Source organism: Duncaniella dubosii (genome assembly GCF_004803915.1).
Classification (GTDB): domain Bacteria; phylum Bacteroidota; class Bacteroidia; order Bacteroidales; family Muribaculaceae; genus Duncaniella; species Duncaniella dubosii.
Genome location: NZ_CP039396.1, coordinates 2,302,455 through 2,326,216, shown reverse-complemented (window position 1 = coordinate 2,326,216; position 23,762 = coordinate 2,302,455). Strand labels below are relative to the sequence as shown.

Genomic DNA, 23,762 nt, shown 5'->3' with positions numbered 1-23,762 from the left:
CATTTGCAACTTTCCACGCCATTTATTTATTTGATTAACAAATTATTAAGCCTTATTTTACGGCCATTCTGAAGCGATTTTCGACCATCACCTTCACAGGCGTGAGGCCCCTCATCAGCATATAGAAATCGTCCCATTGGAGCCTGCGCACGCCGTCATCGCCCTTTTTGAGCACCTCCCGGAAACGGCCTCGCGACAGTCTTTTTGTGTACATCAAAAATCCGTCGCCATCCCATTTCAACGCCTTCATGGTCTTGCGGTCCTTTGAGAAAAACACATACACATCGCCCGATGCCGGAGAATGCCCCTTCCACGACCACACCATCTGGGCCAGACCCCGGATGCCGTAGCGCATCGATACCGGCTGCCGGCATACCCAGAGCCGCATATCCGCCTCAAGACTCCACATCACTCCTGCGTGTCATGACATCCACCAGAAGCGCCAGCCCCTCCGCGCTTATCTCTCCCAGACTCACGCCTCGGCCCCAACCGAGTTCGATGTGCACGTCACGCACGACACTGGTGGCACCGACATCCCGGCTCTCATCCGCAACCTGAATACCGGGAACCTTAACCTCCCGGAATAACGGCCCGCCACCTTCCCGCGACGAATCCGGTCTCTCCGGCAGACTGCGTTGATAATCGCTTATGCTGATTTTGCGGCGCCGAAGCCACTCATAAAGCCGCTGGACGTTGACGCCGGTACCGGCACAGAAACGGTTCAATGCGATATAGCCGTCTGTCTCGCATTGATTCTTGTAACGCGTCCATGTCTCTGAATAGACATCGGACAAAGACTTGTTATAACCCATGATTCTTTTTGTCGACAAAGATACAACTCTCTTTCGGAGTTCGTCAATATGCTATCGCGGATGGTTGTACTGGAAATCCGACAGCTTGGTGTAGTAGTCCAGCATCGTCTTGTCCACCTTCAGCACCTTGAACTTCTGTCCGAAGAAGTGCGCTTTTAGAAAGACTGCTTTCGCATACACGTTCGATTCCTCGTACATCGTCAGGAACCTGTTCCATTCCACATCGTCGAAGCGCACCATCACGCAGTGCGTCTTCGGGTTCAACTTGGGATTTCTCCCGTACTTAGTCTTCTTTTTCATACTTCTTAATTCTTTTAATTTTATGGCTTGTCTATTGCTTAATCTTTGATTAAAGAACCCCGAAATTATCCGACTGCGGAGGATAATTCTGCCCACGGCGGTGAAGGCATTTTCAGTTACTTAGAATTATTCGGGTAACTGAAAATATACCTTGCTGTGTCTTTGAGGACACAAAAATCCTCCGCCTGTCGGATTTGTTTCCGGGTGTACTCACTCATCTTGGGTATCGGTTAAGCCGATGAAGTGTATTCACCAGCCCAACCGACTTTCTGTAATCCCGTCAGAGCTTGCGCCACTGCTCGATGTCGTTCCGATAGGTGTCGAGGTGCAGGCGGACGAGGTTTTCAATCAGCCCCGATGCGCTCATGCCCTTTCCTCCGAGGAAGCGGACAACCCTGTCGAGTTCGTCACGCACCGTCTCGCTGACGAACACGGGCTTGCGGTTGACAAGTTTCGGGACTTTCAAGTAGGTGGCGCGGTACTCCTCCAACGACAACCTGCGCTGCTTGCTGCTGACACGCTTCTGCAGCATTGCCGTTTTCTCGACCGCCTCACTTGACGGTTCATCCGCCATAGCGGTCTCCGTTTCCTCCGTAACGATATTGCCGGGCAGTTCCAGCTCATCCGGCTCCAGACCGATACGTCTGTAGATGTCATTCATCGACTTGGGAGTGTAGGATTCCCTGCGTCCCATCTTTTCCACGATTTCACGAGCCTGCTGCTCTGTAATGTTTGGTTCTCTCTTCATTGTAAAAAACAAATTGATTAAGTTATTAACTGTGGTCTTGGTAAACACCTTGACCGATTATCGGGAGCAAAGTAAGGTGCTTTAATACAGTCAGTCAAGCACTTGGATTCTCTTAGGCAATTTTGTGTGGTTTTGCATTATGGCGGTTGATAAAGCGGTGAGGACTTCACCGTTTTGCCGGATGTATATGCCCGAAAGGGCAAAGACTCAATTGTAGGCGAATTTGAATTAAGTCCTTATTTTTCCCCTTGCCACCTTCTATGTTGTATTCCAAAATTCTCGTTGAGATTTAGAAAAGATTAACGTTAAAAATCAATTGCTTATGTTTCTGTGCCAATTGTGTAGGCACAAAAGAGTCATGATCGAGGCCTCTGCCCCAATCAAATAACCGGCAATCGGTTAGAGCCCGAAATGCCTTGTAGTTAAAAAAGTCCTATCAGGCAAACTTCTATCAGTCACGCCCCATCGGGCTGACAGTTTACTTATTCAGCATAATAGGAAAGACGCCACAACCTTTCTTTTAGATGCAGCCAAGGCTCATCAAGGAGGCGAGAGTAGCCGTCTTACTGTATTTGCCTATAAGACTTTTGAGTGTCGCATTATCTAACGGCATTCATATCTGCGGTTTGATTTCAGTACGGAAAATATTATGTTGGAGAGCTTGCGGGCTATCCGGATTATGGCTTCCTGCGACTTCATTCCGCGGGTGCACAATGCGCCGAACTTTGCGGAGAGTTCCGCGTCGTGCCGTATGGCTATCCATGAGGCCTCGACTATTTTTGGACCGAGGAATTTGTTTCCCCGGAAAGTCTTCTCACCGACGTATTCCTTGTCGCCGCTTGACGACATCATCGGCACGAGTCCGAGGAACGATGCGAACTGGCGCTGGTTACTGAAGCGACCGATGTCGTCAATCTCGGTAAGCAGGCTCATGGCAATTGTCGAACCAATGCCTGGAACCGACATCAGGATGCCGTATTTCTCGGCATACCTGTCGCTGCGCGCCAGCGAGCGCAATCTGCGGTTCACATCAAGGAGGCGTTCCCTGTAATGGAGTACCTCGGCAATGAGCAGGTCAAGCGAGACCCGTGTGTCGGAGAGCAACCGCACGTCATTCTGCAACCACGTTATGAAACTTCTTGTCCAGTGGCGGTTGCTTCGGAAATATTCTTCGGGGTACTCCACGCCGTTGTTGTACAGCAGATGCTTGATTCTGGATTTTATGCCGCCGGAAAGCTTCACAATAGTGGCGCGGTGGCGTACCAGCGCACGGTCATCGAGGCTGTCCTTCGAGTGAATGTACACACTGCCGAGCTCACCGCGCATAAGGGCTTTGGCCAGCTTTTTTGAATCCACCGGGTCTGACTTCGAGACCTTTTCCTTCTGGGTGGTCGGAACGTCAGCCGCATGTACCACGGTGCATTTTATACCAAGCTCAGTCAGGGCATAATAGGTCGAGAAGCCCGAAAACCCCGTCTCGTAGGCTGCATGGTAGCTACCGTTAGGATAATGCTTGTTCAAATGTTCAAAGAGCTCTTTGGCCGAAGCCTTTTGAGTATGAGTGCGCATAAAACCAGAGGGGGTGAGCACCGTGACACTCCATGTTCTCAGATGGACGTCGATACCAATAGAGATATTTTGTCCGCTGAAATCTTTTTTGTTACTTTGTACCATAGACGTATCGGTTTTGCTGTTAATGTATTTTGCTTTTACAAATTTACATGCAATTGCCCTTACGTCTATCTTTTCTCCTCACTCCTCTCGGGGAAGCCTTAGCGGCAAGGGGGCAGACAGCCCCCGTTGAGCGCCCCGTCAGCTAATCTGATGCAAACATAGTGACTTTCTATTTTTTAGAATTAAGAAGATAACCGCTGCCTCCAGCCAATGCCAACCTCTACCACCCTGTGCCACTTGCTGCCAGACCTGATTGAAACCATTGCCGGATGCCGGATTATGTATTTCTTTGCAGGAGAAGGAATGATAGCCGCCAAAGGGAAGTCAGCATCCCGGACAATGACTGCCGTATCAGCGCAACACGCTTCCACTTTCGGGGAACCTATTGTCAGGTAACGGATTATATATTCCTTTGCGGCAAAAGAAACAGTAACAACTAAAAGAAAGACAATATGGAAATCGTATCAATCGAGAGAAAGACCTTCGAGGAACTGGTCGCCAAGTTCGACCGCTTCGTCAGCCGTATGGATGCCATCTGCCATCGTCACGGCGAAAAGAAAATGAGCGAGTGGATGGACAATCAGGACGTGTGCCGGATGCTCAACATCAGCCCCCGAACCTTGCAGACGCTTCGGGACAACGGCACGTTGGCTTATTCGCAGATAAACCACAAGACCTATTACCGTCCCGAAGACGTGCAACGCATCGTTTCCATCGTGGAGGACAGGCGAAAAGAAGCAAAGTTCAAAGGCAGAACAATCTGATAACCGAATAGAGTAATAACAATAATTCCACTAAATCCAAAGTAATATGAACGAACTGATTAACAAAGACAACGAGTGGATAATCCACTTCTTGGGCAGCCTTGACCGTCTGCTGGACAACGTAGAGCATCTGACCGCAAACTACCGCCCGACACTGAACGGGGAGCGTTTCTTCACAGACAAGGAAGTGTCGGCACGGTTGAAAGTGAGCCGCCGGACGCTTCAGGACTACCGCAACGAGGGACGTATAGCCTACATTCAGTTGGGCGGCAAAATCCTCTACCGTGAATCCGACATCGAAAGGATGCTGGCTGACGGCTACCAATCCGCCTACCGACTGAAGGCAACCTGATTTTCTTGAAGGAGCGCAGTTTGCCGTCTGCCCTATGTTTGCGGCAGCAATGGAACTTCGGCAAAAAGACAAAAGGAACGGCTTACAGATGAAGCATCAATGTTTAGCTTCGTCTGTAAGCCGTTCCTCTATTTCTTCTGATTTCCCGCCAGTCGCTTGTTTCCGTTGCCGGATGCCTTTCAAGCGTGTGGATGGCAGTGGCAAGGTTTTCGGGCGGAATACGCTCAAACCCGTTTGAGGAAGATTCTGCCTGAAACGGCTCTGCCGCCTGACCTTGCCAATGCCGTCAAAGCCACACGCTACCTTTGCATCCGAGCATCGGGAACAGGTGGCTGACGGGATGAACCTCAACTATACCATAGGTTACTGCCCTTACCGCAAGAGAAGAACAATGTTGTCGGACTTCCTTTCTTGGAGGCGCAGATTTCATTTATTACGAACCGTCTGAACTGAAAACTTTCTTTACTGCATATCCTGAATGCAATGGCTATAATCATTTCAAGGTTATACACATCATAGCTGATGCCGTCAGTTTGCTTGATATACTTCATTGTATAAGTTTCACTCAATTCCTTGTTCTTGTAGATTGCCCGTATCGCCTTGCGGATGTCGCACGAGAACACCCCAAACAGGTCGGCTATCTCAAACTGGGTCATCCACACGGGGGCAGTTGGTACGGTGACCACCCCCGTTTCACTGATTGTTATTATTCCTCTGTTCATAATTCATCTATTTTATAATGGTTATTTACTATTCTCTTTCTTTTCGCCAGCCGATATTTTCTTTCTCCGCTCCATCAGTTTGTCCATATCCTTGGAGATTTTATCGTCTGTTATCCGTGCATATCCCTGTGTCGTCCTGATATTGGAGTGTCCCATCATCTTGGCGATGCTCTCAATGGGTATGTCCGCTGAAATCAGGAAAGTGCCGAAGCTGTGCCGACTTTGATGATAGGTCAAGTTATCCTCTTTTCCTATGGTTATTCCCAACTCGTGAACCTCAAACCATAGGGCATCACGGTTGGGAAGAGGAAACACGGGCTTCTCATCATCAGTTGTGTTATACAGCGACAATATCTGTTCCGCTATGGGATGTAAGGGTATGAACGCCTCCACTTTTGTCTTCTTGCGGTTGATGCGGATGTAGCGTCTGCCCTCCGCATTCGTCCCGATATGATGGGGATGCAGCAGTTGTATGTCTGCATACGCCAGTCCGGTCAGGGTCGAGAAGATGAAAGCCCGTCTTGCCAGTTCCATCCGCTTGTCATACATCGGTGTGGAAAGTATCTTCTTGAACTCATCACGGCTGATGTACCTGTGTCTTGCCTCAGGTTTCGTTTCATATTCCAAATCCTCGCAGGGGTTCACACGGATAATCTCCTTATCGACTGCAAGGTACAATAATCGGTTCAGCCAACGCAGACAATGGTTTGTTTGGGAAACTCCGAAGTTCTTGCATTTCTTCAAATGGGCTTTGTAGGACTTGCCGAAATCCTCCGTCACTTCTTCAAGAGGAATGTCCTTTTTCCCGGTTGACGCTATAAAGTCCGTCAGGTACTTCTGGTAGTACATTGAAGCCCGATAGGAAGAAGTGGAATCAATCTCTTCGGAATGTTTCTTCAACCGCTCACGTTCCCATTCTCCCATTTGCAATAAGGTAGTCGGATGAATGTTGTTCAAGGATATGTGGTTTTTCAGCATTTCGGCACTGACCACGCCTTGCGATTTCAGTATCTCGGTGTAGGCTTCTTCCGTCAGACGCAGGTATTCCCGTAAACGGTTGTTCTCCCTGATAATCTTTATCTCATTCTTCCTGCCGTTCCAGTCTTCTGGGCGGCAATAGATACCTGTGCTTATGACTGTCTGCTTGCCGTCAATGGTTATACGGCAAAGTACGGCGGTCGTACCGTCAGTCTTGACTTTGCTGCGGTTGATATAGGGCAATAGTGAAAAAGTGCTTCGCATATTGTTGTTGGGTTTATAGGGTGAGTTTGAAATCTTGGGTTGCTTCTATGAACTTGTCCATATCCTCGAACAGTTTTTTCGGGCTGACACGGGCATATACCTGAGTGGTGGAAATATCGGAGTGTCCCAACATCCGGCTGATGGTCTCGATAGGCACACCCGCTTCGAGCGTGATTAACGAGGCGAAACTATGCCTCGCCTGATGATAGCACAAGTCGTCCTTGATGCCAGCCAGTGCAGCTAACGCCTTCATGTGCCTTCTGAGATTTGACCAGCGCAGTAAAGGAAACAGGGTGTCCCTTTCCTCACTGTGATACTTCTCAATCAGATCAATCGCTTCCGGCAACAGTTTTACACTGGCACGAAGTTCGTTTTTCTTTCTCCGATACTTCAACCACAAAGCCCCGTCCTCATCCGTACATAGGTTCTCACGGGTAATTGAGACAACATCTGCATAACAGACCCCGGTGTAACACCCGAAGAGAAACATATCCCTTGCCAATATGTGGGATTTACGGTAAGCAGGTATTTCCACATCACGGATTTTTTCAAACGATTCACGGCTCAATGCCCGTGGGGTTTTATCTGACTGCTTAGGCAGGGTGAAATGCTGGAAGTGGCTCCTGTCTGCATAGCCCTCCTTGTATGCCAGACGGCATATCTTCTTCAAGATGGCAAGATGGTGGCGAACGGTATCTATCGCATATCCCTTGTTTTCCATAGCGAATGCCTGATAGTCGTGGATGAACTGCTCCGTCAGTTGCCCGAATGCCAAATCCTTGACCTTGTACTGATGTTCGATGAATTCACCGAGTGTCAGGCGCATATAGTGATAACCGGGATAAGTCCCTTTCGCCCGGTCAATGCCGATACGGGCTTTGAGGTCGTCACAGATAACGTCCGTCATTTTCATAAGGGTCATCTGTGTTTCCATGCTGCCTTGAAAATGGTTTTTCACATCGGTTGCATCAAAATCCACTTTACGGCTCATCAGATTATCGAAAGCGTTATTCACCGCCAACAGCAACTTTTCAATCTTGGCATTGATTTCCACCGCCTCCTTGCTCTTGCCGTTCAGACGGCTTTCACGGGGATTCCACAGTTCGGGGGTACAGGACAGCTTGCATCCGAACTGCGCCATCGTGCGGTTCACCGTGATGCGTCCCATGATGGGAGCCTTGCCCGACTTGTCCAGTCCGCTCTTTTTGAGGTAGAGCAGCACCTTGAATTTTTCTACTTTCATACGCTTATATTTTTAAGTGCAAATTTACTTGCCATATAAGCGTTCCTTGATATGCAAAACACTGTGTATGAGTGCAAACAAAACGGTGAGGATTTCTTTTTATCGCTTTCTGTTACCTATTCCCGTTTCGGTAACAGCCCGGCTAACGGTTTGGTAACTGAACAACCTCAATATTCCGTTGTGGTTTGCATTTTCTCAACTTGGCAGAATACTGAAATGTCGCTTATTTCTAACGGTTTACGTTTAATTTTTACCTGTTCGCTGTCGCTTGCTTTGCCGTGTATATTCCACATGTCGCGCCATACGTTCGGAACAATGCTGATGACTGCCGGGGTTGACCTCTATACGGCAAGCAAGATGATGGGACATTCCGATGTGCGCGCGACCCAGGTTTACGCAAAAATTATCGACAGTAAAAAAGTCGAGGCGATGAATCTCCTTGACAAGGTTTTATAAATGACAAAACTAAATAATATGACCTCTCCCAAAAAGAAAACAAAACTCAAAGAACCTGTCAGAGTGCGCACCAAGAAACTCGCTGACGGTTCAGAATCCTTCTATCTTGACATATATGTCAATGGGAAACGTAGTTATGAGTTTCTTAAACTCTATCTGCTTCCTGAAGTCAGCGCGAAAGTCAAGGAGCAGAACAGGGCGACCCGTGCCGCAGTGGAAGCCATAAAATCCCAGCGTATAATAGACATAACCAACGGAAAGGCCGGAATAAGGCGCAATGCCGGGTGGCAGAAACTTCTGCTGACGGACTGGCTCGACAAATTCAAGGCCGCGCAGGAACGCAAGGGCATACGCAATATAGCACTTTTGGGCAGTGTTATTAAAGTCGTGACACTGTACGGCAAAAAGACCCGCATGGGTGATATAGACAAGAAATGGGCACTCGGCTTCATCGACTGGCTGCAGAACTCATACAACAGGCAGAACAAGGTGAGCGAGGGAATTAGGAACAGTGCATACGCGCCAAAGGAAGGCCGTATATCGCAAGGCACGGCGGTGAGCTATATCTCCCAGCTTTCGATTGCGCTCAATGCCGCTGTCCGTGCGGAAGTACTCGGCGAAAATCCGTTCATGCTGCTTTCTGCGGCAGAACGTGTGAAAAAGCCCGAATCACAACGACAGTTCCTGACGATTGAAGAATTAAAGAAAATCACAGCCACCGATTGCTATAATCCGGTTGTGAAACAGGCATACCTGTTTTCATGCTATTGCGGACTTAGAATGAGCGACATTTACGCCTTGAAATGGAAAGATGTGCAGATGAATGACGGCAGATACCTGCTGTCGGTTGTAATGAAGAAGACATCGACACCTGTTTATATCCCGCTTTCCAACAATGCGCTCGCATGGCTTCCTGAAAGAAATGAAGATGAAAACTCTCCCATTTTCTCAGGGCTGCCGTCTCTGATGACAATCAACAAGATTCTCAAGGTTTGGGCAAAATCCGCCGGAATAGACAAACATCTGACTTTTCACACATCCCGCCATACATTCGGAACACTCATGATGACCGTAGGAGCAGACCTTTATACGACCTGTAAGCTGATGGGGCATTCCGATGTCCGCACAACGCAGATTTACGCAAAAATTGTTGACAGTAAGAAGATTGAGGCTGTCAACCTCGTTGACAAGATGTTTGAGAAGAGAAATGAAAAAGAAGAAAACGACTAAAAATGTCATTGTCTGACAGTAAGTTACATTTGCACAAGGCTAACATTTTGAGAATCGTGCCAAACACAGTCTAAAACATTTTGAGAATCGTGTGAGATTGATTATCTTTGCACCTGTTAAACAATGGCTATTACATGATATTCAAGCGAAAGATATACCGGGAACTGCAACAATGGAAAGAATCGGACAACGGTTCCACAGCCTTGTTGATAAAAGGCGCGCGACGGGTCGGAAAGTCAACGATTGCCGAGGAATTTGCACGCGCCGAGTATGACAGTTACATACTGATTGATTTTGTCGAGTGCAGCGACGAGGTACGGGATTTGTTCAATGACGTGTCAAACCTCGATTTCATATTCATGCGCCTGCAGATGATATATCATGTTGAGCTGATTGAACGGAAGTCTGTCATCATCTTCGATGAGGTGCAGAACTGCCCCAAGGCACGACAGGCCATAAAATATCTCGTTAAAGACCGTCGTTATGACTATATTGAGACCGGCTCGCTGATTTCTATAAGGAAAAATGTTGATGGGATACTGATACCCAGCGAGGAACTTACGGTCAATATGTACCCGATGGATTACGAGGAGTTCAAGTGGGCTTTAGGTGACAGAGTGTCCGTACCTATGCTTGAGGAATGTTTCAGAGACCGAAAATCTCTTGGGGATGTAGCCAACCGCTCACTCATGCGCGATTTCCGGCTGTATATGCTTGTGGGAGGTATGCCGCAGGCCGTCGCCACTTATATAGAGACGAACAATATGGAGAAGGTCGATCGCACGAAACGGGGAATAATCACTCTCTATGAAAACGACTTCAACCGCATAGACCCATCCGGCAACGCATCGCTGCTGTTCCATAACATTCCGTCGGAATTGACACGCAATTCAAACCGTTATATGGCGTGGAGTTCAACAGGCGGGGCAAGAAGTCACGAGCTTGCGGACGTGCTGTCGGAAATGAAGGAGTCAATGACGGTCAATATGTCATACCATGCCAACGATCCGGGTGCCGGGATGTCGTTGCACCATGACACAAGCCGTTTCAAGATGTTTGTCGGTGACACCGGACTTTTCGTAACACTTGCATTTTGGGATAAAAAATTCACACAGAATGTAATATATGAAAAACTGCTGAGCAACAAACTCAGTGCCGACCTCGGCTATGTTTACGAGAATGTGGTGGCGCAGATACTTAAGGCCGCAGGCCACGAACTGCACTACTATACATTTCCGACAGAGAGCGGAAAACACAATTACGAGGTTGATTTCTTGATTTCAGACGGAGACAAGGTTAGCCCAATCGAGGTGAAATCGTCCGGTTACAAGGCTCATGCCTCATTGGATGCTTTCTGCTCTAAATTTTCGTCAAGAATTAAAAATGAATATCTTGTATATACGAAAGATATGCGCAAGGATGGCACTGTATTGTGTCTCCCGGTATATATGACAATGTTTTTATGAAGAAATCTATAAATATCGCAAACCGGCTCGATGAAGTCAATGGGATTGTTGCCGCTTGCAATGGTAGTACGATGTCTTTTGAACAGGCGTATGAGCTTGCACGGTTCTACTACGACTTTCAGGACACCAATGCGCTTATAGCCGATGCGGAGGTTATGGCAGGTGAGGATTTGTCAGGATTACGTGAGATAGCTATTTCCCTCAAAGCAGAGACCACGACACTCCTTAATAATATAGGGCGGCTTGATGGCATTGATTTCCGGGGGATTGCAAACGCTCACTCCCGACATTACCATGCCATATTTCAAAAGGCTTCTGATGAACTTAACCCTTACTGGAAACGGTACTGCGAGCTGAACCATCGCCTTGACTATCTACCTCTCGGCTCAAAAGAGTATGCCGAGGCTGAGAAGGAGTGCGATGCTGCAAAGGCGGAACATGACAGGCGGCAGACCGATGTCAGGAGAATATATGCTGAATACGAGCATGAGAACCAGCGCGCCGGGGATGTCTTTTCCCTCAAAGCCTCACACCTGTATGCGCTTGCCACGAAACTGAACGGCATAGCCGGAAGTATTATAAACGACCTTGACCGCATGGAGAAAGGGGAAGGTCGATGAACGGAGGTTTGTTGCTTGAAACCGCCAAGTGGCGTGATGTGGTTGAACTGGGCTTGTGCATGGCGATACACGATGTCTGCAACGACAGCCAGTTTGAGAACTGTACCCCTCTCGATTTTGCCAATTTCCTCAACGTAAGGGAAGAGGCAAAATCCATTGCCGTGCTGCCGAAGGAGAAACTGCGGGTCTGCTACATGGTCTTTGCCGTGGCGAGTAACATCAGCCCGAGGAAAGAGGCTGAGACATGGGCGCGGTTGTTCCTGCAACGCTGCGGCATCGCCAGGTCATACTACGACAAGCACCGTTCCGACATCTGCGCCGGCCATGCCACCGAGGACAACCGGAATTACCGCAAATCCATTGATGAAGCCATAGAGGAATGGTGTTCAAGGCGCAGAATCCCGTAATAATCCGGCTTATCCCCATTTACAACAGACATATTCGTTTTAACGACGCACTATACGACTGAAATTCAGCGTATGGTGCGTTTGTCATTTTTAACCTTTCCCCGTGAGACCCACATTGTGCCACACGGGGACGGCTGTAATTTTGCATCGGAATCAAAAGGCTGACAAGTCTATCAATCAGCACATTCTAAAAACAAAGAATATCAACTAAAAAACTTTTGTCGATGCAGACTAAACGAAAACTTCTCAACTCTCAGGAAGCCGCAGACTATCTCGGCTTCTCCCTGTCGTACTTCCGCAAGATGATGATGCGGCGCGTAATCCCCATGTACAAGCCGAGCGGAAAGATATGCTTCTTCGACCCCGATGACCTCGACGCATACCTCAAGAGCGTCCGCATATCCTCGCAGGACGAAATAGACGCCGAAGCCGCCCGCTATCTCGCGAACAAGAAGCCTCTTTAACCCTCACAAATCAAATCATTAAAGACTATGCCGACAGACATAACAACCACGCCGGGAGGAAAGACCGGCAAATCATCGGATACCAAATCCAAAGAGTCAAAATCCGGGAATCAAAGGAAAACCCAAGTCATCATGGAGTTTCTTGGCGGATGTACCCCCTACGAGGCAGACGCGCTCCGAGCCATGCTTTCGATTGCGACAGGAAAGAGCACGTTGGAGACCATGCCGCAGTATGACCGCTCCGCGCTCAACCGCTATCTCAACTTCGGTTGCGACAAGGAAACCGAAGGTGTGGACGGCATCCGCGCACATCGGCAGAAGCGGGCACTCGGACTGATGAAATCGGTGTCGCAATATGTGGGGAAGGAAGAGATAATAGACATCACTACAGCACTGCTCACCGTATCTTCCGACAGGCAGGACATACAGACGGTGTTGAACAGCCTTCCGAAATTGCAGACTCCCGGCAGTGGTGCAAATGCAGGAAACACATCGTCAAATGTGCCTATACCGAAATAGGGAATCATTGTCATCCCTCTTTTCCCTCCGTTTTCATTGTTCCCCAATCCTCAATTAGAAAATTGTCGGAGCTGATGTTTGAAGGATATTTGGAAGCGCAATCTTATATATAAATTGAATATTCTGGAAATATTGACTGACGAGCAAAGGGGACAAGGAGAACCGCCGACAAATTATCATACACAAATTTTCTATTGTGAAATTTCCAATCTTTGGTAATTCGCCAATAATCCATCCATAAGAAAACAAGGAACATGGAACAACAAAATATATATCCCTTTTCATCGGTAAACATCCGGCTTACAGTTGAAGCCGTTGAATGGCTGTCGGGAACAACGACCGACAACGACGGCAAAGCAATCAGCCACATGGCTATATTCAGCGGACTGCTGAAAGAGATGCGTACCGCTCCCGGATATGACGGCACTTTCCGCAGACCGCTCAACCTGAACCCCGGTCAGGCGCAGTTCTCGGAAATTGGTCTTGCCGGGAAATGGAATCTCGGACGGAAGAGGATGCACAATCTCCTATCGAGAATGGAGACCGTAGGGCTGGTGACAATTTATAACTCGCGTATTGGCTCGGCTCTCTCGTTTTCTTGCATAACGGGCTGGGTGAACCCCGACGGAGAACCGATAACCAACGGCTTCCCCGAAGGGTGAGCAATGAAATCCGATGTGCGGCTACATGCAGGGAACTATGGCGTGAAGGCAGGTCTTTTGAGAAGTGTTGCGAGATATGTTTTGGTGTTACACCCGGCTTCGCCCGGTTGCACCAAAACGCCTCGCCCCTCCCTGCGGTCAGGGTCATGGCCGCTCGCAGGCTCGCACCCGATAATCAGTTATACCAATCGTGAAAAATCCGCTTATATATGAATAAGACAGACAATAGCCCCGGCGACAACACTGGAAAGACGAAGCGAAAGAAACTGCCGCCGGAGGCTGTGCGGTCATGCACCGTCACCACAAAAGTGACAGCCGCAGAACGTGAGAATATACACGACATTGCCGCCGGATGCAACCTTACACCGAGCGACTACATGAGGCAGCGTGCCTTGGGCTACGAGCCACCATCGGCATTGACAGCCGAAGAATCGGAACTATTGCACAACCTTGACGGCTGCCGTGTAGATATACTCAACTTCGCCAACGCACTCGCCGGAATGAAGCAAGACAAGAGAATCGTACTTTTTCAAAAGGTCTCCTTCATGCTCGACTGGTACAGGCAGATGGTGCCGATAACCAACGCCGTAACCGAGTTCCTTAACTCCGTGATAAACGCTGGCCGTCTGAGTCCGCGCACAAGGAAAACCATCACAAAAATTTGAGAACATGATAGCGAAAGCAAAATCAATATCGCACGGCATCAATGCCCTTAACTACATAACAGGCGTGTCGGCGAACAAGAAACACCCGGAGAGAATCTTCCATATCTGCGACAGTTTTCTCCCTCCCGGCATAGACCCGTTGGGGATATGGAACTCCGTCAGACTTGATTCCTTGTGCCGTCCTCGAATGAAGAACAACCTCATCCGGATTGAGATAAGTCCGGCAAAGGAGCATACACGCCATTTCTCGGCCGAAGATTGGAGGCAGCTATGGCTGGATTTCGTTGCAGAGTTTGACCGTCTGGAGATGAAGGACAAGAAAGGCTGCTTGCTATCTCCGAAAACCAATCTCGCAGGAAGCAAGTCAACCGTGTGGCTGCACCTTGAATCCGACAGCGGCATACCCCACCTCCATGCGGTTGTGAGCCGTCTTGACGAAAACGGGAACATCAACAATGACCGCAACATCCATCTTCGGGCACAACGGGCGGCGGAACGTGTGGCGAGAAAACGGGGCTGGCAGACAGCGGCCAACATCCACGACATCAACCGTCAGTCCGTAAGCCGTGACTGCCTCGATGTCCTCGGCAGAATGGGGAAATGGTCGCTTGAGTATTATTTCGCCCGGCTTGAGGCGAAAGGATATGATGTCAAGGTAAGGAAAGATGAGAAGGGCATTGTAAGAGGCTATATACTGAAGAAAGGCAACGCCAAGTTCAAGGCATCCGAGCTTGGCAAAGGCCGCAATCTCATGGTAAGCAAACTTGAAGGCACATGGAACAAGTTGCACCCGGCACAGGAACAGCAGACAAAAGCCGACAGCAGGGAATCCGATATTCGCCCGGACTATAACGATTACAGACCTGACACACGGCGTGTCGATATTGTCCATGATGACGAGACCCACACCCGTTTTATCCCGGAACAGGTCATGCGCGTGTTCGATGACGAGTTTGACTTCCGGGAGGTTGAGAACTGGGCCGACCTTATCAATGAGGCTTGCTACCACTTCGCCGTCGCGATGAGCTTCATGTCGTTCCTGAACGCGCCGACCTATGTTTCCGGCAGCGGAGGGGCATCGAACAACGACCTCCCGAAGAAGCGTGACGACATCGAGGAAGAGATAGCCCGCGCCCGTCGTTGTGCCGCAGCAGCCCGCTCCAAGATAGGAATTGTAAGAAGAAAAGGAATCCGAAGATAACCGATTATATTATGGCTCTTAAAAAGATTGATGTCTCCGGCATCGACAGCGCGATAGCCGAGACGAGAGACGACGAGTTGCGGCAGAAAGAGATCGAGGCGCAGAGCGACCTCGCCTTGCAGATCCGGCTCTTCATGAAAGAGGCTCCCTATATAATCCGCGAGATTCGGGAATCCGCCTCGCCTATGGACGCTCAAAAGTTCTCATCGGCAGTCAGTGGGAATCTCCAGAAGACCGCAACCGAAATGGCGGCGACATTCAACGCCAAAGTCAAGCCTATGGCCGATAAGATGGAGACCGCAAGGAACTGCGTAATCATTCCGGCACTCGCCGCCTACATAATCCTCTTTTCCCTGATATGGCTGTTCGTATTTCTCGCCTTGGTAATTTTCGCAAATTCCCAAGCCATACATTCCGAAGAGATAAATTTGCTTGTCTCCCTGATAATCTTCTTTTGGGTGGTCTCAGTGGCACTCGTCACCTATCTCACCCGAAAATTCAAATGGCACTGAAACCTTAGAATCCCTGTGCGTCAGCATGGGGATTCTCTTTCGATAATATGTTTGGTTACATTCCATCATATCAAAGTATAACTATTAGTGGTGAGAATATCTATGATATGTTCGGTTGTCTTTATGGCAAAATGCCTGACTTTGAGGGTGTCGCCATATAGCACCTTCATACCGGATTGCATTAGCCAGCTATAATAATCAGAGTTTTTAACTTCATATAATGGTGCCATACCTGCACCCTCCAGTATGTCGTTAATTCTGAAATGTTCCAAAGTCACGCGATACGCGAACACTTCTTTGAACTCAACTCTGACTATGCCTTTGTTGTCGAACCGTTCCAGCTCGACAACAAGATCCGTTGCATTGTAGTCTATTGAGTTGATTGAACACTCGCAATCAATCAAATTTATAGGATGGTATATTTCACTGTTCATTTCCATCTTTAATCAATGATGAATAATCCTTTTGTATCAGGTACGTTGCCAATCTTCCCTGCATATATAACTTTGCCGCATAGCCCAAGGGCACTTGTCGCCCGCTACGACGAATGGCCGCTATATAGACCGGGATATTTATGATTGGGAACATGACTAAAACCGAATATAACACATTTACACGATACTGAGTCAGGTCATATTGGCTATATCTGAATCTGATGTAATAGAGGCTCAGCAGAAATACGTTCACATAGCCTAATGTCAGGAAATACAATGGCCTCAGTCTTTTGCTCCAGACTACTGACGCAAGCCGTTTATATATCATTGGCGAATACATTGTCAGCCATAATGTAAAATTGGTGAAAAGTATGAGAATTATCCCAAACGCTCCAAATATTTTCAACAATGTCAATGACTTATCCATCGCACCAAACCGGCATACTATGGCAGTCGCCAACATACACCATAAATCAATGGCGAGCAATACGGCAAACGCAATAAAGAGCCAAAAGAATAACTCATTGACCGCGTTTCCACATCTGTTCCAAAATCGTTTATCGTTCAATCGCATATCACAATTCTATATTCAATGTCTATTGGCGGATTCATATTGTCAAGACATGATTCAATTATGGTCTTAGTGTTCAATTCTTTTACATAGCCTCCAACGATAAGACTAATAGGGTCAAAAAGACTTCTGCCAATATAGATATATTCAGAAGGAAAATCAATCGCAATACAATGTCTTGCATCCTTTATCCATTCCTCTATTTTCAGTATTAACTTGCCATTCTTACTATTCAGCCATTTATAATCATCGCAAATCTCTGTTACTTCATCTTTGGTTTCTTCAAACAAGTTTTTTGGGAGAATAACTTTCATGCCGTTCAACGCGTCCCTTATAGTAGAGAATTTGATTTTATCCTGTATAGGGAATAAGGCGATGAATTTATCTACTGTTGGATTGCCCAAATTCATAAGGCGTTCTTTCAGATCGTCGCTTAAATCCGTATGCAGCAGCTCAGAAATATCATACTGTATAGTGGATTCTATCTCCTGATTATATCTCTCGGTTATATCTGTCATTGTAATTTTTCCTTATTCGTTATATTCTTGTTAAAGAGATGATAGCCGACAAAGGCCAATATCATTGAAGGTATGAAACATACAATGGCAATCGGTAAAACAAAAGCAACGCACATTTCAAAGTCAATCCAATCCAAAAGTCCACGATTTAATCCATCTATCATAAGGTAGGCGGATAGTAAGATAATGAATATGACTTCATAGATTAGCCCAAATACGAACCAGTGTTTCCTGTTTGCAAAAGGCCAGGTAATAGCTCCAGTGATACAACACCAAGCAATAATGAATAACATTATTTCACCTGTTAGGGATTTACCAAAGATTATCAGTCCAAGAAGCATCAATAATCCGGCATAGATAATGGTAAATGCCTCAAATATCCAAAATCGTTTATCAGTCAGTTTCATGGTGTTCAAGGAGTTTTCGGGTTGAATTTATGATGTCTTTCCATGACGCGCCGCCAAGCTCAAAAGACAGGGCGCGGGAATAATCCCAGTCAAGACCTTTGCCATCGGTGGCTTTCCGGGTTGGCAAAATCTCCAGAGTGCGGCTGTCGTGTTTCAGCAGCACGCCTTTGGAGTGTTGGTAAAGCTGTCGCCATGAGCGTTGCTTCATGGCTTTGATCAGTTCCGCGTTTTTCAGCTCCACATATTTGCCATGCAGACTTGCATGGAATATTTCCATGAGTGTATTCTCAAATTCCCCGTTACCACAGTCTATGGGGAGGAATTTAATCGGAAGACTCGCAGTGACATTATATACTGTAACAAATATATATTCCTTGTCAATGCGGTAAATACTACACCTTCCAGTGCCATCCAACTCCGGGCAGCTCTCGTTGTATTTTCGATTGATTTTTCGCCATCGGTATAGTGCCAGAACAATCGCAGCGAGGACGAATATTGTGACCGAACCATACGACGGGCCATCATAATATTTAAACACCGTCATATTATTCTCCGGGTTATCTTTCTGATATACCACACCTATGCTGTCGCCAACGGCAAAACCTTTGGCATGCATACCACCTTTATATGTTACACCATTCACTGTAAAGTTGTAATATATTATAGGACCACTTGTGCCTATATAGCCAATATCTGAAATTACAGTCGATGTATGTTCCGGATTTGCCGACAAAGCATTGTACTTGCGATTCTGGAAATACAGACCTCCAATAAGAAAAGGCACGAGAATCAGCAATATAGCACCAAATGGCAAGTGCCTCTCACCCCGCTGTCCAAAGAAAAACCGATATATTTTGCTGTCTGATTTCATTTTTTACCCATGTTGGTGTACTACGAAGGTTTCCAGTTTGCTCTCATCAAGATTGATTAGGACATCGACTTCATCGCTTCCACCATCTTCAATCCAAAACAGTTGACCATTATCTTCAAAATTGCCCAATGAAATATAATGCTCAATAAGCTTCTTGCTGATGAGTATAACCATAGCAAAATGCGTTCCATCCCGGTCTTTCCAACCGAAATATTGACGGCGATATTGTTCATACGGATATGCTATATATTCCAGCCAGCCTCCGGGATGTTCTATAAGGTATTCACCATTGGTAGACGGCTGTATGGAATCGGCGAAATGCTTTATCAATATTTCACGAGCCTTTTCATATTGCGATTGTGTGAGCTGATAAAATTCAGAGTTGCTTACTCCGTAAAGACCAAGCTCCCCCTTATCGTAATCGCTTATAATCACATCATCGGCCTCCTTGGGAATCGCAATCATATAATTCTCAATCGACGAGCCTTCCTGAATCTCACTCCATCTATCTTTCCTACTATCATAAACATAACTGCCATATTCATAATTCATAGATAACGTATAAGCGTTTTTATCGCAGGAATATCCGAGATGAACATTATCATTTATGAACAGGCTATCGTTATCGATGTTGACATTAATGTCGCTCAAATCTTTAGGATATTGTCCGTGTCTGGCGTGGAAATCCTCAATTTTGTCAATAACTTGGTTTTCGGGATAATTCCTGTCACTCACAGCCACATATAGCAAGCCTGTGCCAAGTATCAACAATGCCACATATACCAGTCCTTCAATTTTCAAGATTTTCGATTTTACCTTGCTTGATAATTTCTTCAAGAAAAGAAGAGGAATTTGAGATATTATGAAGATAACCGTTGTTACAATCAATGCTCCAATGAAACGAGGACCTACATATTCCCGCCAAGGATGAAGGTCAATGTTTAAAGCTTGCTTTCCAAGCCCCATAAGAGTAAAGAACAGAGCGAAAAACAGACCGATCAGCAAAAGCATCAGGCAGACAGTCTTGAAAATATACAGTCCCGGTCTCGGCCATTTTACCATAAGACCGACAAGCAGGATAATAACGCTTATAATTATGAGAATCTGAATCATACGCTATTTTGAGATTTTGTTAACAATAAACCATAAAAGAAATACTAATCCAGATGATACGACAACGGAGAGGATTGTCAAAGGAATTACCCACGGCCAACTTTTATAATAGAATGCCTCCAAGTGCGTTAGCCCAGTCACAACCATCGGTGCTTTTTCCTTTGCTTCAAGGGGTGATTTATATTGCGTTATGCTGTCAGTTTTAGTGTCAATGACAAAGTAATGATCTCGTCCGGCAGGCTCAAAAGACTGTTCTCCACAAATCGAATCGCCTACAATCTTGATTTTAGTTACCCATTCAAAAACGCGCGCTCCGTCTTTGCGGATATACCCTGTGAAATATTCGCGGTCGAAGTCATCCGCAAGGGATTCTATCTGATAACCGTTAGGCAAATCGGTCTTATAGTATCCGTCCATTCCGCAGCCGGTATCAAAGATTGATGCACAGGTGAAACCGCCGATTAGACAAGTGAAATAGAACGAATATATAAACACAAATGGCGATGATAATGCCAGTATGGTATTACGTTTCCTATGCTTCCTGCTTAGCCAACATACAATACCGGCCAATGGCAATGCAATCACCACCGTCAGTAAAGTAAAGAGAATCAGATGTATTATAATTCCGAGTATTAAAATCATGGTAGTTGGATTATAAGGATAGTTTTTCGGTCATCAAATCAATGGTTACCGTAATCTCTTCCGGTATTAGACCCTTGTATTGCACATATTGCCCCACATACTCCGGAGTGTATTCTGTTGTGAGATATATAGTGACGGTCTTTCGCCCATTCTGCCAGACACCAAGGTATTGTTTGAAATACCGGTCAATAGGAAACATCCTTATTATCCTATCGACGGATGATGTGTTTCCGGACTCAACGCATTTGTACCCGCCTCCATCTCTGATTATTTCTTTCGGAAATGAAGATTCCAGAACCCATTTTGCGGTTTCATAATCTTCACGGTCAATATCGAATACCGAATCTTTGCCGTAATAATTCTTTATGGCTTCTTCTTTGCTTATAATTATATCTTTATGTTCCGATTGCTCGTTGTATCTATTCTCAAAGGTCGCCTGATTTATTGCCTCAATGTCTTTCTCTCTGTAATGAGCTGTATTGTATCCCATATGATAAATTGCGACAATAGAAACTGCTATCGCTATAACAATAAGGAGAGCGATAGAATATGCGATTATTTTTCCGGCCTTTTTCATAGTATGGAGTAAATTATGAAGAATACGAATACTGCCAATAGTGCGAAGATCATAATATTTACGACATAGCGGTTCTGTTGGCTTGAACCTTCATAATCGAATATTTCGGTTCCGCCAAACTTTTCAATGGCTTGTCTTACGCTCCTGTTTCGGCATAATTTGCCAGATAGTCTTACGTCGTGGAATTTTTCTCGTTTCCCTGCCAAAGTCTTTATGCCCAGACAACGGAAGCAGTGCCCCATAGCGGTGCGCCATGCTATGTCGCATTTCTCGATTTCGTCCCAATGCAGGAGTTTATTCTTGTGCCAATCTTTTATAGTGATTCCGGTTTCATCAATCATCAATACGCTGCGTCCATATTTCACATACTTGAATATGTAAATGACAATGCCGACGGCAAAAAAGACCAGACCGCCAACACTGAGTATATTCCAGCCCTCAGTGCAACCGACCCATATGCACCATGCTGTCATTCCGACACACAGGATTGGTGCCGTAAACGATTCCTTTGCTATGTATTTATCGGTATTCATTTGAGAATACGTGTTGTTACTAAATTCAACAGAATAGCTCCGGGAATGGAGATAATTGCGAAGCCTATTGCGAACAGGACAATCCATCCGTTTATCGAGGGTTCTCCGTTGAGTAAGTCAAAGGCCGCTATAATGAAATTAACCCCGATTGTGGATAAATATGCTGCGACGCTCAACAGATAGTTTTTCCTGTCAGGAACGATAAGCCACGCTATCAATGCCCCGATTATCCAAAACGAAATGATTGAGACAAGAATCCCCCAAAAATCCAACCAATTCACGCCTGAAACCATATACCACAATCCGCAAGCGATAGCGAAAGTCAGTATGCCGCTAATAGTCGCCACACCAATAAATTTGCCGGTGTTTTTATTTTTCAGTTTCATATTTGATTGTCGTTTAGAAATGAATCGTATTCTCATTCTCAAACTCATTGAACACATCTTTGGAATCAGAAATAATCATACCCAATTCAAGACCGTCTGAAAATTTGACGGTGCGATCTCTTGTTGATGTTAAGACGCTGATTCGTGGCAACTCCTCATTATCTCCATATGGCTGGAAGGTTCTGTAACTGTATATAGGAGAAATGATATAGGCTCGTTTCAATTCAGAATCATAAATTCCGAAAAATCGCTCGTCATCTGATAATTCATTCTTCATTATCTCCATTGAATCGACTTGAACAGTTAGAATATAAGCATCCTTATAATGAGAGCCATAATCGTAAAGTAGCTTTTTGGATATTACCTGTCCTTTCAATATATAATCGACATGACTATAATAAGTATCGAATATGTCGTTTATCTGTTTATTAGTCTTGCGAAGATTGGCTATACTAAGAGTAAACATCAGTATTCCAGCCAGCGAAAAAGCTATCAGCGCAAAGATGATATGTGATTTCTTCATAGCCAGTTGTTTTTAAGGACACGACGGGAATAAGACGGAGAGTAAAATACAAGGCCGAAGATCAATGCCAACATTTTGGGAAATGTATCTTCCTTTATGCAGATTGCCATATTGTATTGGTATAGAATTATTGTCGGCAAGCCCAATAAAATCCATATCCATGTTTGAGAAAACATAAGATTTCCGAGGTCGTTTGAAATCAGGCTTATTATCAATAAAGCTACGAGCCAAATTAGAAAACTATAATTGAGATACATCCCTGCCACATACATTCTCCGTTTCCATTCTTTATTCATGAAGTTGGGCATTTCTTTTCCTCGAAGAAAGAGAACCGAAACGACAGGATTGATAAAAATATTGAATGAATACAGCCATTTTAATCCTCGTCCATTATATCGGCTGCGGCATATTCTGAGGTTAATAAGGAACAACGCCATTGTGCCAACCATCATAACAAAGATAGCAGTCCGCGCAGTAGCAGAGGTAAGATAAAGCTCCTTATCAAACCACTCGTTACCAAGACCTACAAATAGGAACACACTGTATGCCAGCAATAAAATATTGCAGACGATACCAATAATATATAAGATGCTCCCTTTCATTCAAATCCGATTGTTAATGCCTTGACAGTATAATTCCAACCCCATAGATATGTAGCCCATAAGAGCGATATTGTTATAGCCAAACATATTGAAAGTATGATGCCAATGTCTTTCTTGCCAATCAGAAATGCCCTTACCACATTCATAATCTGAGCCAAAAGCAGAATCAAATTGAGAATCAGAAACGTGCGATTGACAAATGCCGAGCCTCCTGCGAACAACACGCCAAAGGTCATTCCCCACACTATTGCGGATAACACCATGATAATCCATTTTGCTTTGTATAAAAAATTCATCGACTGCCCCCTTTCCGCCATAACTTGATAAAAAGTATGATTCCAGCAATGTAAGTCACAATAAAAAGGACTTCCAAAGCCATAAAATAGTTACTGACTTGCCATAATGGCAAGTTATCCTCGCCTATAAGATCATTTGATATATAGACATACTCGATTGCTCGGAATATGATGAAATTCAATATTCCGATTATCACGCCGACAATAACGCCCAATATTTTCTGCCACTT

General features: G+C 45.8%; 32 protein-coding genes and 2 pseudogenes. 14 read left to right on the top strand and 20 right to left on the bottom strand.

Features of this window, described 5'->3' with window-relative positions; translation table 11 throughout:
- Positions 1–52: 52 nt before the first annotated feature.
- The 5 genes and pseudogenes from tnpB to E7747_RS10105 all read right to left on the bottom strand — a co-directional run bounded on the left by tnpB (position 53) and on the right by E7747_RS10105 (position 3,534).
- Complete coding sequence (tnpB, locus tag E7747_RS10130; RefSeq protein WP_136413421.1) at positions 53–409, bottom strand: IS66 family insertion sequence element accessory protein TnpB; 357 nt, start codon at positions 407–409, stop codon at positions 53–55.
- Positions 396–812: a hypothetical protein gene (locus tag E7747_RS10125; RefSeq protein WP_136413419.1), complete on the bottom strand. Its 417-nt coding sequence runs from the start codon at positions 810–812 to the stop codon at positions 396–398. Before E7747_RS10125 ends, tnpB begins: the two co-directional genes overlap by 14 nt.
- 72 nt (positions 813–884) lie before the next feature.
- Positions 885–1,112 (bottom strand): annotated as a pseudogene (locus tag E7747_RS10120) (plasmid mobilization protein); the annotation flags it as partial.
- A gap of 280 nt (positions 1,113–1,392) precedes the next feature.
- Positions 1,393–1,860, bottom strand: a complete 468-nt coding sequence (locus E7747_RS10110; RefSeq protein WP_121773632.1) for a DUF3408 domain-containing protein — start codon at positions 1,858–1,860, stop codon at positions 1,393–1,395.
- Positions 1,861–2,463: 603 nt separating this feature from the next.
- On the bottom strand, positions 2,464–3,534 hold the full coding sequence (locus E7747_RS10105; protein ID WP_055301324.1) for an IS110 family RNA-guided transposase: 1,071 nt from the start codon (positions 3,532–3,534) through the stop codon (positions 2,464–2,466).
- Between the two features lie 210 nt (positions 3,535–3,744).
- Between E7747_RS10105 and E7747_RS16595 the strand changes: the two genes are divergently transcribed.
- Genes E7747_RS16595 through E7747_RS10095 form a run of 3 tightly spaced genes read left to right on the top strand, consistent with a single transcriptional unit; the run spans position 3,745 to position 4,650 of the window.
- A complete protein-coding gene (locus E7747_RS16595; RefSeq protein ID WP_155268273.1) occupies positions 3,745–3,930 on the top strand; it encodes a hypothetical protein in 186 nt (61 codons plus the stop codon).
- 56 nt (positions 3,931–3,986) lie between these two features.
- On the top strand, positions 3,987–4,298 hold the full coding sequence (locus E7747_RS10100; RefSeq protein WP_057329350.1) for a helix-turn-helix domain-containing protein: 312 nt from the start codon (positions 3,987–3,989) through the stop codon (positions 4,296–4,298).
- A gap of 46 nt (positions 4,299–4,344) precedes the next feature.
- A complete protein-coding gene (locus E7747_RS10095) occupies positions 4,345–4,650 on the top strand; it encodes a helix-turn-helix domain-containing protein (protein WP_057329351.1) in 306 nt (101 codons plus the stop codon).
- A gap of 347 nt (positions 4,651–4,997) precedes the next feature.
- On the opposite strand, the gene E7747_RS10085 is transcribed toward E7747_RS10095, so the two are convergent.
- The 3 genes from E7747_RS10085 to E7747_RS10075 are packed head-to-tail and all read right to left on the bottom strand — an operon-like array spanning position 4,998 to position 7,857.
- On the bottom strand, positions 4,998–5,372 hold the full coding sequence (locus tag E7747_RS10085) for a hypothetical protein (protein WP_057329352.1): 375 nt from the start codon (positions 5,370–5,372) through the stop codon (positions 4,998–5,000).
- A gap of 21 nt (positions 5,373–5,393) precedes the next feature.
- Positions 5,394–6,614 carry a site-specific integrase gene (locus tag E7747_RS10080; protein ID WP_121773633.1) on the bottom strand — a complete coding sequence of 407 codons (1,221 nt, stop codon included), beginning with the start codon at positions 6,612–6,614 and terminating at the stop codon, positions 5,394–5,396.
- 13 nt (positions 6,615–6,627) lie between these two features.
- A complete protein-coding gene (locus E7747_RS10075; protein ID WP_121773634.1) occupies positions 6,628–7,857 on the bottom strand; it encodes a site-specific integrase in 1,230 nt (409 codons plus the stop codon).
- Positions 7,858–8,142: 285 nt separating this feature from the next.
- Between E7747_RS10075 and E7747_RS17500 the strand changes: the two are divergent.
- From E7747_RS17500 to E7747_RS10020, 11 genes and pseudogenes are all read left to right on the top strand, one after another.
- Positions 8,143–8,313: pseudogene (locus tag E7747_RS17500) on the top strand (tyrosine-type recombinase/integrase); the annotation flags it as partial.
- 18 nt (positions 8,314–8,331) lie between these two features.
- Positions 8,332–9,543: a site-specific integrase gene (locus E7747_RS10065; protein WP_124030412.1), complete on the top strand. Its 1,212-nt coding sequence runs from the start codon at positions 8,332–8,334 to the stop codon at positions 9,541–9,543.
- 134 nt (positions 9,544–9,677) lie between these two features.
- Positions 9,678–11,009 carry an ATP-binding protein gene (locus E7747_RS10060; protein ID WP_136415752.1) on the top strand — a complete coding sequence of 444 codons (1,332 nt, stop codon included), beginning with the start codon at positions 9,678–9,680 and terminating at the stop codon, positions 11,007–11,009.
- A complete protein-coding gene (locus E7747_RS10055) occupies positions 11,006–11,629 on the top strand; it encodes a hypothetical protein (RefSeq protein WP_136415750.1) in 624 nt (207 codons plus the stop codon). The genes E7747_RS10060 and E7747_RS10055 overlap by 4 nt, the downstream gene beginning before the upstream one ends.
- Positions 11,626–12,036 (top strand): hypothetical protein, encoded by a 411-nt coding sequence (locus E7747_RS10050; RefSeq protein WP_136415748.1) that lies wholly within the window; start codon positions 11,626–11,628, stop codon positions 12,034–12,036. The genes E7747_RS10055 and E7747_RS10050 overlap by 4 nt, the downstream gene beginning before the upstream one ends.
- A 224-nt stretch (positions 12,037–12,260) precedes the next feature.
- A complete protein-coding gene (locus E7747_RS10045; RefSeq protein WP_123485460.1) occupies positions 12,261–12,500 on the top strand; it encodes a helix-turn-helix domain-containing protein in 240 nt (79 codons plus the stop codon).
- A gap of 27 nt (positions 12,501–12,527) precedes the next feature.
- The gene (locus E7747_RS10040; protein WP_136415747.1) at positions 12,528–13,019 is read left to right on the top strand and encodes a hypothetical protein; all 492 of its coding nucleotides are present in this window, start codon (positions 12,528–12,530) and stop codon (positions 13,017–13,019) included.
- Between the two features lie 254 nt (positions 13,020–13,273).
- Positions 13,274–13,681 (top strand): hypothetical protein, encoded by a 408-nt coding sequence (locus tag E7747_RS10035; protein ID WP_136415745.1) that lies wholly within the window; start codon positions 13,274–13,276, stop codon positions 13,679–13,681.
- Between the two features lie 209 nt (positions 13,682–13,890).
- The gene (locus E7747_RS10030) at positions 13,891–14,346 is read left to right on the top strand and encodes a plasmid mobilization protein (protein WP_136415743.1); all 456 of its coding nucleotides are present in this window, start codon (positions 13,891–13,893) and stop codon (positions 14,344–14,346) included.
- Positions 14,347–14,350: 4 nt separating this feature from the next.
- Entirely contained in the window at positions 14,351–15,547 is a 1,197-nt protein-coding gene (locus E7747_RS10025) for a relaxase (RefSeq protein ID WP_136415742.1), read from the top strand.
- An 11-nt stretch (positions 15,548–15,558) separates the two neighbouring features.
- The gene (locus E7747_RS10020) at positions 15,559–16,059 is read left to right on the top strand and encodes a hypothetical protein (protein ID WP_136415740.1); all 501 of its coding nucleotides are present in this window, start codon (positions 15,559–15,561) and stop codon (positions 16,057–16,059) included.
- Between the two features lie 65 nt (positions 16,060–16,124).
- Here the strand turns inward: E7747_RS10020 and E7747_RS10015 are convergent, their stop codons facing one another.
- From E7747_RS10015 to E7747_RS09960, 12 genes are all read right to left on the bottom strand, one after another.
- On the bottom strand, positions 16,125–16,493 hold the full coding sequence (locus E7747_RS10015) for a hypothetical protein (protein ID WP_136417100.1): 369 nt from the start codon (positions 16,491–16,493) through the stop codon (positions 16,125–16,127).
- Between the two features lie 564 nt (positions 16,494–17,057).
- Positions 17,058–17,582 (bottom strand): hypothetical protein, encoded by a 525-nt coding sequence (locus E7747_RS10010; protein WP_136415738.1) that lies wholly within the window; start codon positions 17,580–17,582, stop codon positions 17,058–17,060.
- Entirely contained in the window at positions 17,579–17,989 is a 411-nt protein-coding gene (locus tag E7747_RS10005) for a hypothetical protein (protein ID WP_136415736.1), read from the bottom strand. The genes E7747_RS10010 and E7747_RS10005 overlap by 4 nt, the downstream gene beginning before the upstream one ends.
- Positions 17,976–18,860, bottom strand: coding sequence for a hypothetical protein (locus tag E7747_RS10000; RefSeq protein ID WP_136415734.1), 885 nt, complete (start codon positions 18,858–18,860; stop codon positions 17,976–17,978). The genes E7747_RS10005 and E7747_RS10000 overlap by 14 nt, the downstream gene beginning before the upstream one ends.
- A 3-nt stretch (positions 18,861–18,863) precedes the next feature.
- Entirely contained in the window at positions 18,864–19,973 is a 1,110-nt protein-coding gene (locus E7747_RS09995) for a hypothetical protein (RefSeq protein ID WP_124076567.1), read from the bottom strand.
- A 3-nt stretch (positions 19,974–19,976) separates the two neighbouring features.
- The gene (locus tag E7747_RS09990) at positions 19,977–20,615 is read right to left on the bottom strand and encodes a hypothetical protein (protein ID WP_136415732.1); all 639 of its coding nucleotides are present in this window, start codon (positions 20,613–20,615) and stop codon (positions 19,977–19,979) included.
- 10 nt (positions 20,616–20,625) lie between these two features.
- Complete coding sequence (locus E7747_RS09985; protein ID WP_123485472.1) at positions 20,626–21,192, bottom strand: hypothetical protein; 567 nt, start codon at positions 21,190–21,192, stop codon at positions 20,626–20,628.
- Entirely contained in the window at positions 21,189–21,725 is a 537-nt protein-coding gene (locus E7747_RS09980) for a hypothetical protein (protein ID WP_136415730.1), read from the bottom strand. Before E7747_RS09980 ends, E7747_RS09985 begins: the two co-directional genes overlap by 4 nt.
- Positions 21,722–22,111: a hypothetical protein gene (locus E7747_RS09975; RefSeq protein ID WP_136415728.1), complete on the bottom strand. Its 390-nt coding sequence runs from the start codon at positions 22,109–22,111 to the stop codon at positions 21,722–21,724. The genes E7747_RS09980 and E7747_RS09975 overlap by 4 nt, the downstream gene beginning before the upstream one ends.
- Positions 22,112–22,124: 13 nt before the next feature.
- The gene (locus E7747_RS09970) at positions 22,125–22,634 is read right to left on the bottom strand and encodes a hypothetical protein (RefSeq protein WP_136415726.1); all 510 of its coding nucleotides are present in this window, start codon (positions 22,632–22,634) and stop codon (positions 22,125–22,127) included.
- On the bottom strand, positions 22,631–23,236 hold the full coding sequence (locus tag E7747_RS09965; protein ID WP_136415724.1) for a hypothetical protein: 606 nt from the start codon (positions 23,234–23,236) through the stop codon (positions 22,631–22,633). The genes E7747_RS09970 and E7747_RS09965 overlap by 4 nt, the downstream gene beginning before the upstream one ends.
- Positions 23,237–23,581, bottom strand: coding sequence for a hypothetical protein (locus E7747_RS09960; RefSeq protein ID WP_136415723.1), 345 nt, complete (start codon positions 23,579–23,581; stop codon positions 23,237–23,239).
- Positions 23,582–23,762 lie beyond the last annotated feature (181 nt).

Coding starts and splice junctions, on each gene's coding strand:
- E7747_RS10050 (WP_136415748.1), top strand. CDS start 11,626: ATGAACGGAGGTTTGTTGCTTGAAACCGCCAAGTGGCGTGATGTGGTT.
- E7747_RS10105 (WP_055301324.1), bottom strand. CDS start 3,534: ATGGTACAAAGTAACAAAAAAGATTTCAGCGGACAAAATATCTCTATT.
- E7747_RS10095 (WP_057329351.1), top strand. CDS start 4,345: ATGAACGAACTGATTAACAAAGACAACGAGTGGATAATCCACTTCTTG.
- E7747_RS09970 (WP_136415726.1), bottom strand. CDS start 22,634: ATGAAGAAATCACATATCATCTTTGCGCTGATAGCTTTTTCGCTGGCT.
- tnpB (WP_136413421.1), bottom strand. CDS start 409: ATGTGGAGTCTTGAGGCGGATATGCGGCTCTGGGTATGCCGGCAGCCG.
- E7747_RS10000 (WP_136415734.1), bottom strand. CDS start 18,860: ATGAAATCAGACAGCAAAATATATCGGTTTTTCTTTGGACAGCGGGGT.
- E7747_RS10040 (WP_136415747.1), top strand. CDS start 12,528: ATGCCGACAGACATAACAACCACGCCGGGAGGAAAGACCGGCAAATCA.
- E7747_RS09990 (WP_136415732.1), bottom strand. CDS start 20,615: ATGATTTTAATACTCGGAATTATAATACATCTGATTCTCTTTACTTTA.
- E7747_RS10015 (WP_136417100.1), bottom strand. CDS start 16,493: ATGAACAGTGAAATATACCATCCTATAAATTTGATTGATTGCGAGTGT.
- E7747_RS10030 (WP_136415743.1), top strand. CDS start 13,891: ATGAATAAGACAGACAATAGCCCCGGCGACAACACTGGAAAGACGAAG.
- E7747_RS10075 (WP_121773634.1), bottom strand. CDS start 7,857: ATGAAAGTAGAAAAATTCAAGGTGCTGCTCTACCTCAAAAAGAGCGGA.
- E7747_RS10005 (WP_136415736.1), bottom strand. CDS start 17,989: ATGAAACTGACTGATAAACGATTTTGGATATTTGAGGCATTTACCATT.
- E7747_RS16595 (WP_155268273.1), top strand. CDS start 3,745: ATGCCAACCTCTACCACCCTGTGCCACTTGCTGCCAGACCTGATTGAA.
- E7747_RS10045 (WP_123485460.1), top strand. CDS start 12,261: ATGCAGACTAAACGAAAACTTCTCAACTCTCAGGAAGCCGCAGACTAT.
- E7747_RS10065 (WP_124030412.1), top strand. CDS start 8,332: ATGACCTCTCCCAAAAAGAAAACAAAACTCAAAGAACCTGTCAGAGTG.
- E7747_RS09965 (WP_136415724.1), bottom strand. CDS start 23,236: ATGAAAGGGAGCATCTTATATATTATTGGTATCGTCTGCAATATTTTA.
- E7747_RS10080 (WP_121773633.1), bottom strand. CDS start 6,614: ATGCGAAGCACTTTTTCACTATTGCCCTATATCAACCGCAGCAAAGTC.
- E7747_RS09995 (WP_124076567.1), bottom strand. CDS start 19,973: ATGATTCAGATTCTCATAATTATAAGCGTTATTATCCTGCTTGTCGGT.
- E7747_RS10055 (WP_136415750.1), top strand. CDS start 11,006: ATGAAGAAATCTATAAATATCGCAAACCGGCTCGATGAAGTCAATGGG.
- E7747_RS09975 (WP_136415728.1), bottom strand. CDS start 22,111: ATGAAACTGAAAAATAAAAACACCGGCAAATTTATTGGTGTGGCGACT.
- E7747_RS10025 (WP_136415742.1), top strand. CDS start 14,351: ATGATAGCGAAAGCAAAATCAATATCGCACGGCATCAATGCCCTTAAC.
- E7747_RS10035 (WP_136415745.1), top strand. CDS start 13,274: ATGGAACAACAAAATATATATCCCTTTTCATCGGTAAACATCCGGCTT.
- E7747_RS10125 (WP_136413419.1), bottom strand. CDS start 812: ATGGGTTATAACAAGTCTTTGTCCGATGTCTATTCAGAGACATGGACG.
- E7747_RS10085 (WP_057329352.1), bottom strand. CDS start 5,372: ATGAACAGAGGAATAATAACAATCAGTGAAACGGGGGTGGTCACCGTA.
- E7747_RS10100 (WP_057329350.1), top strand. CDS start 3,987: ATGGAAATCGTATCAATCGAGAGAAAGACCTTCGAGGAACTGGTCGCC.
- E7747_RS10110 (WP_121773632.1), bottom strand. CDS start 1,860: ATGAAGAGAGAACCAAACATTACAGAGCAGCAGGCTCGTGAAATCGTG.
- E7747_RS09985 (WP_123485472.1), bottom strand. CDS start 21,192: ATGAAAAAGGCCGGAAAAATAATCGCATATTCTATCGCTCTCCTTATT.
- E7747_RS09980 (WP_136415730.1), bottom strand. CDS start 21,725: ATGAATACCGATAAATACATAGCAAAGGAATCGTTTACGGCACCAATC.
- E7747_RS10060 (WP_136415752.1), top strand. CDS start 9,678: ATGATATTCAAGCGAAAGATATACCGGGAACTGCAACAATGGAAAGAA.
- E7747_RS10010 (WP_136415738.1), bottom strand. CDS start 17,582: ATGACAGATATAACCGAGAGATATAATCAGGAGATAGAATCCACTATA.
- E7747_RS10020 (WP_136415740.1), top strand. CDS start 15,559: ATGGCTCTTAAAAAGATTGATGTCTCCGGCATCGACAGCGCGATAGCC.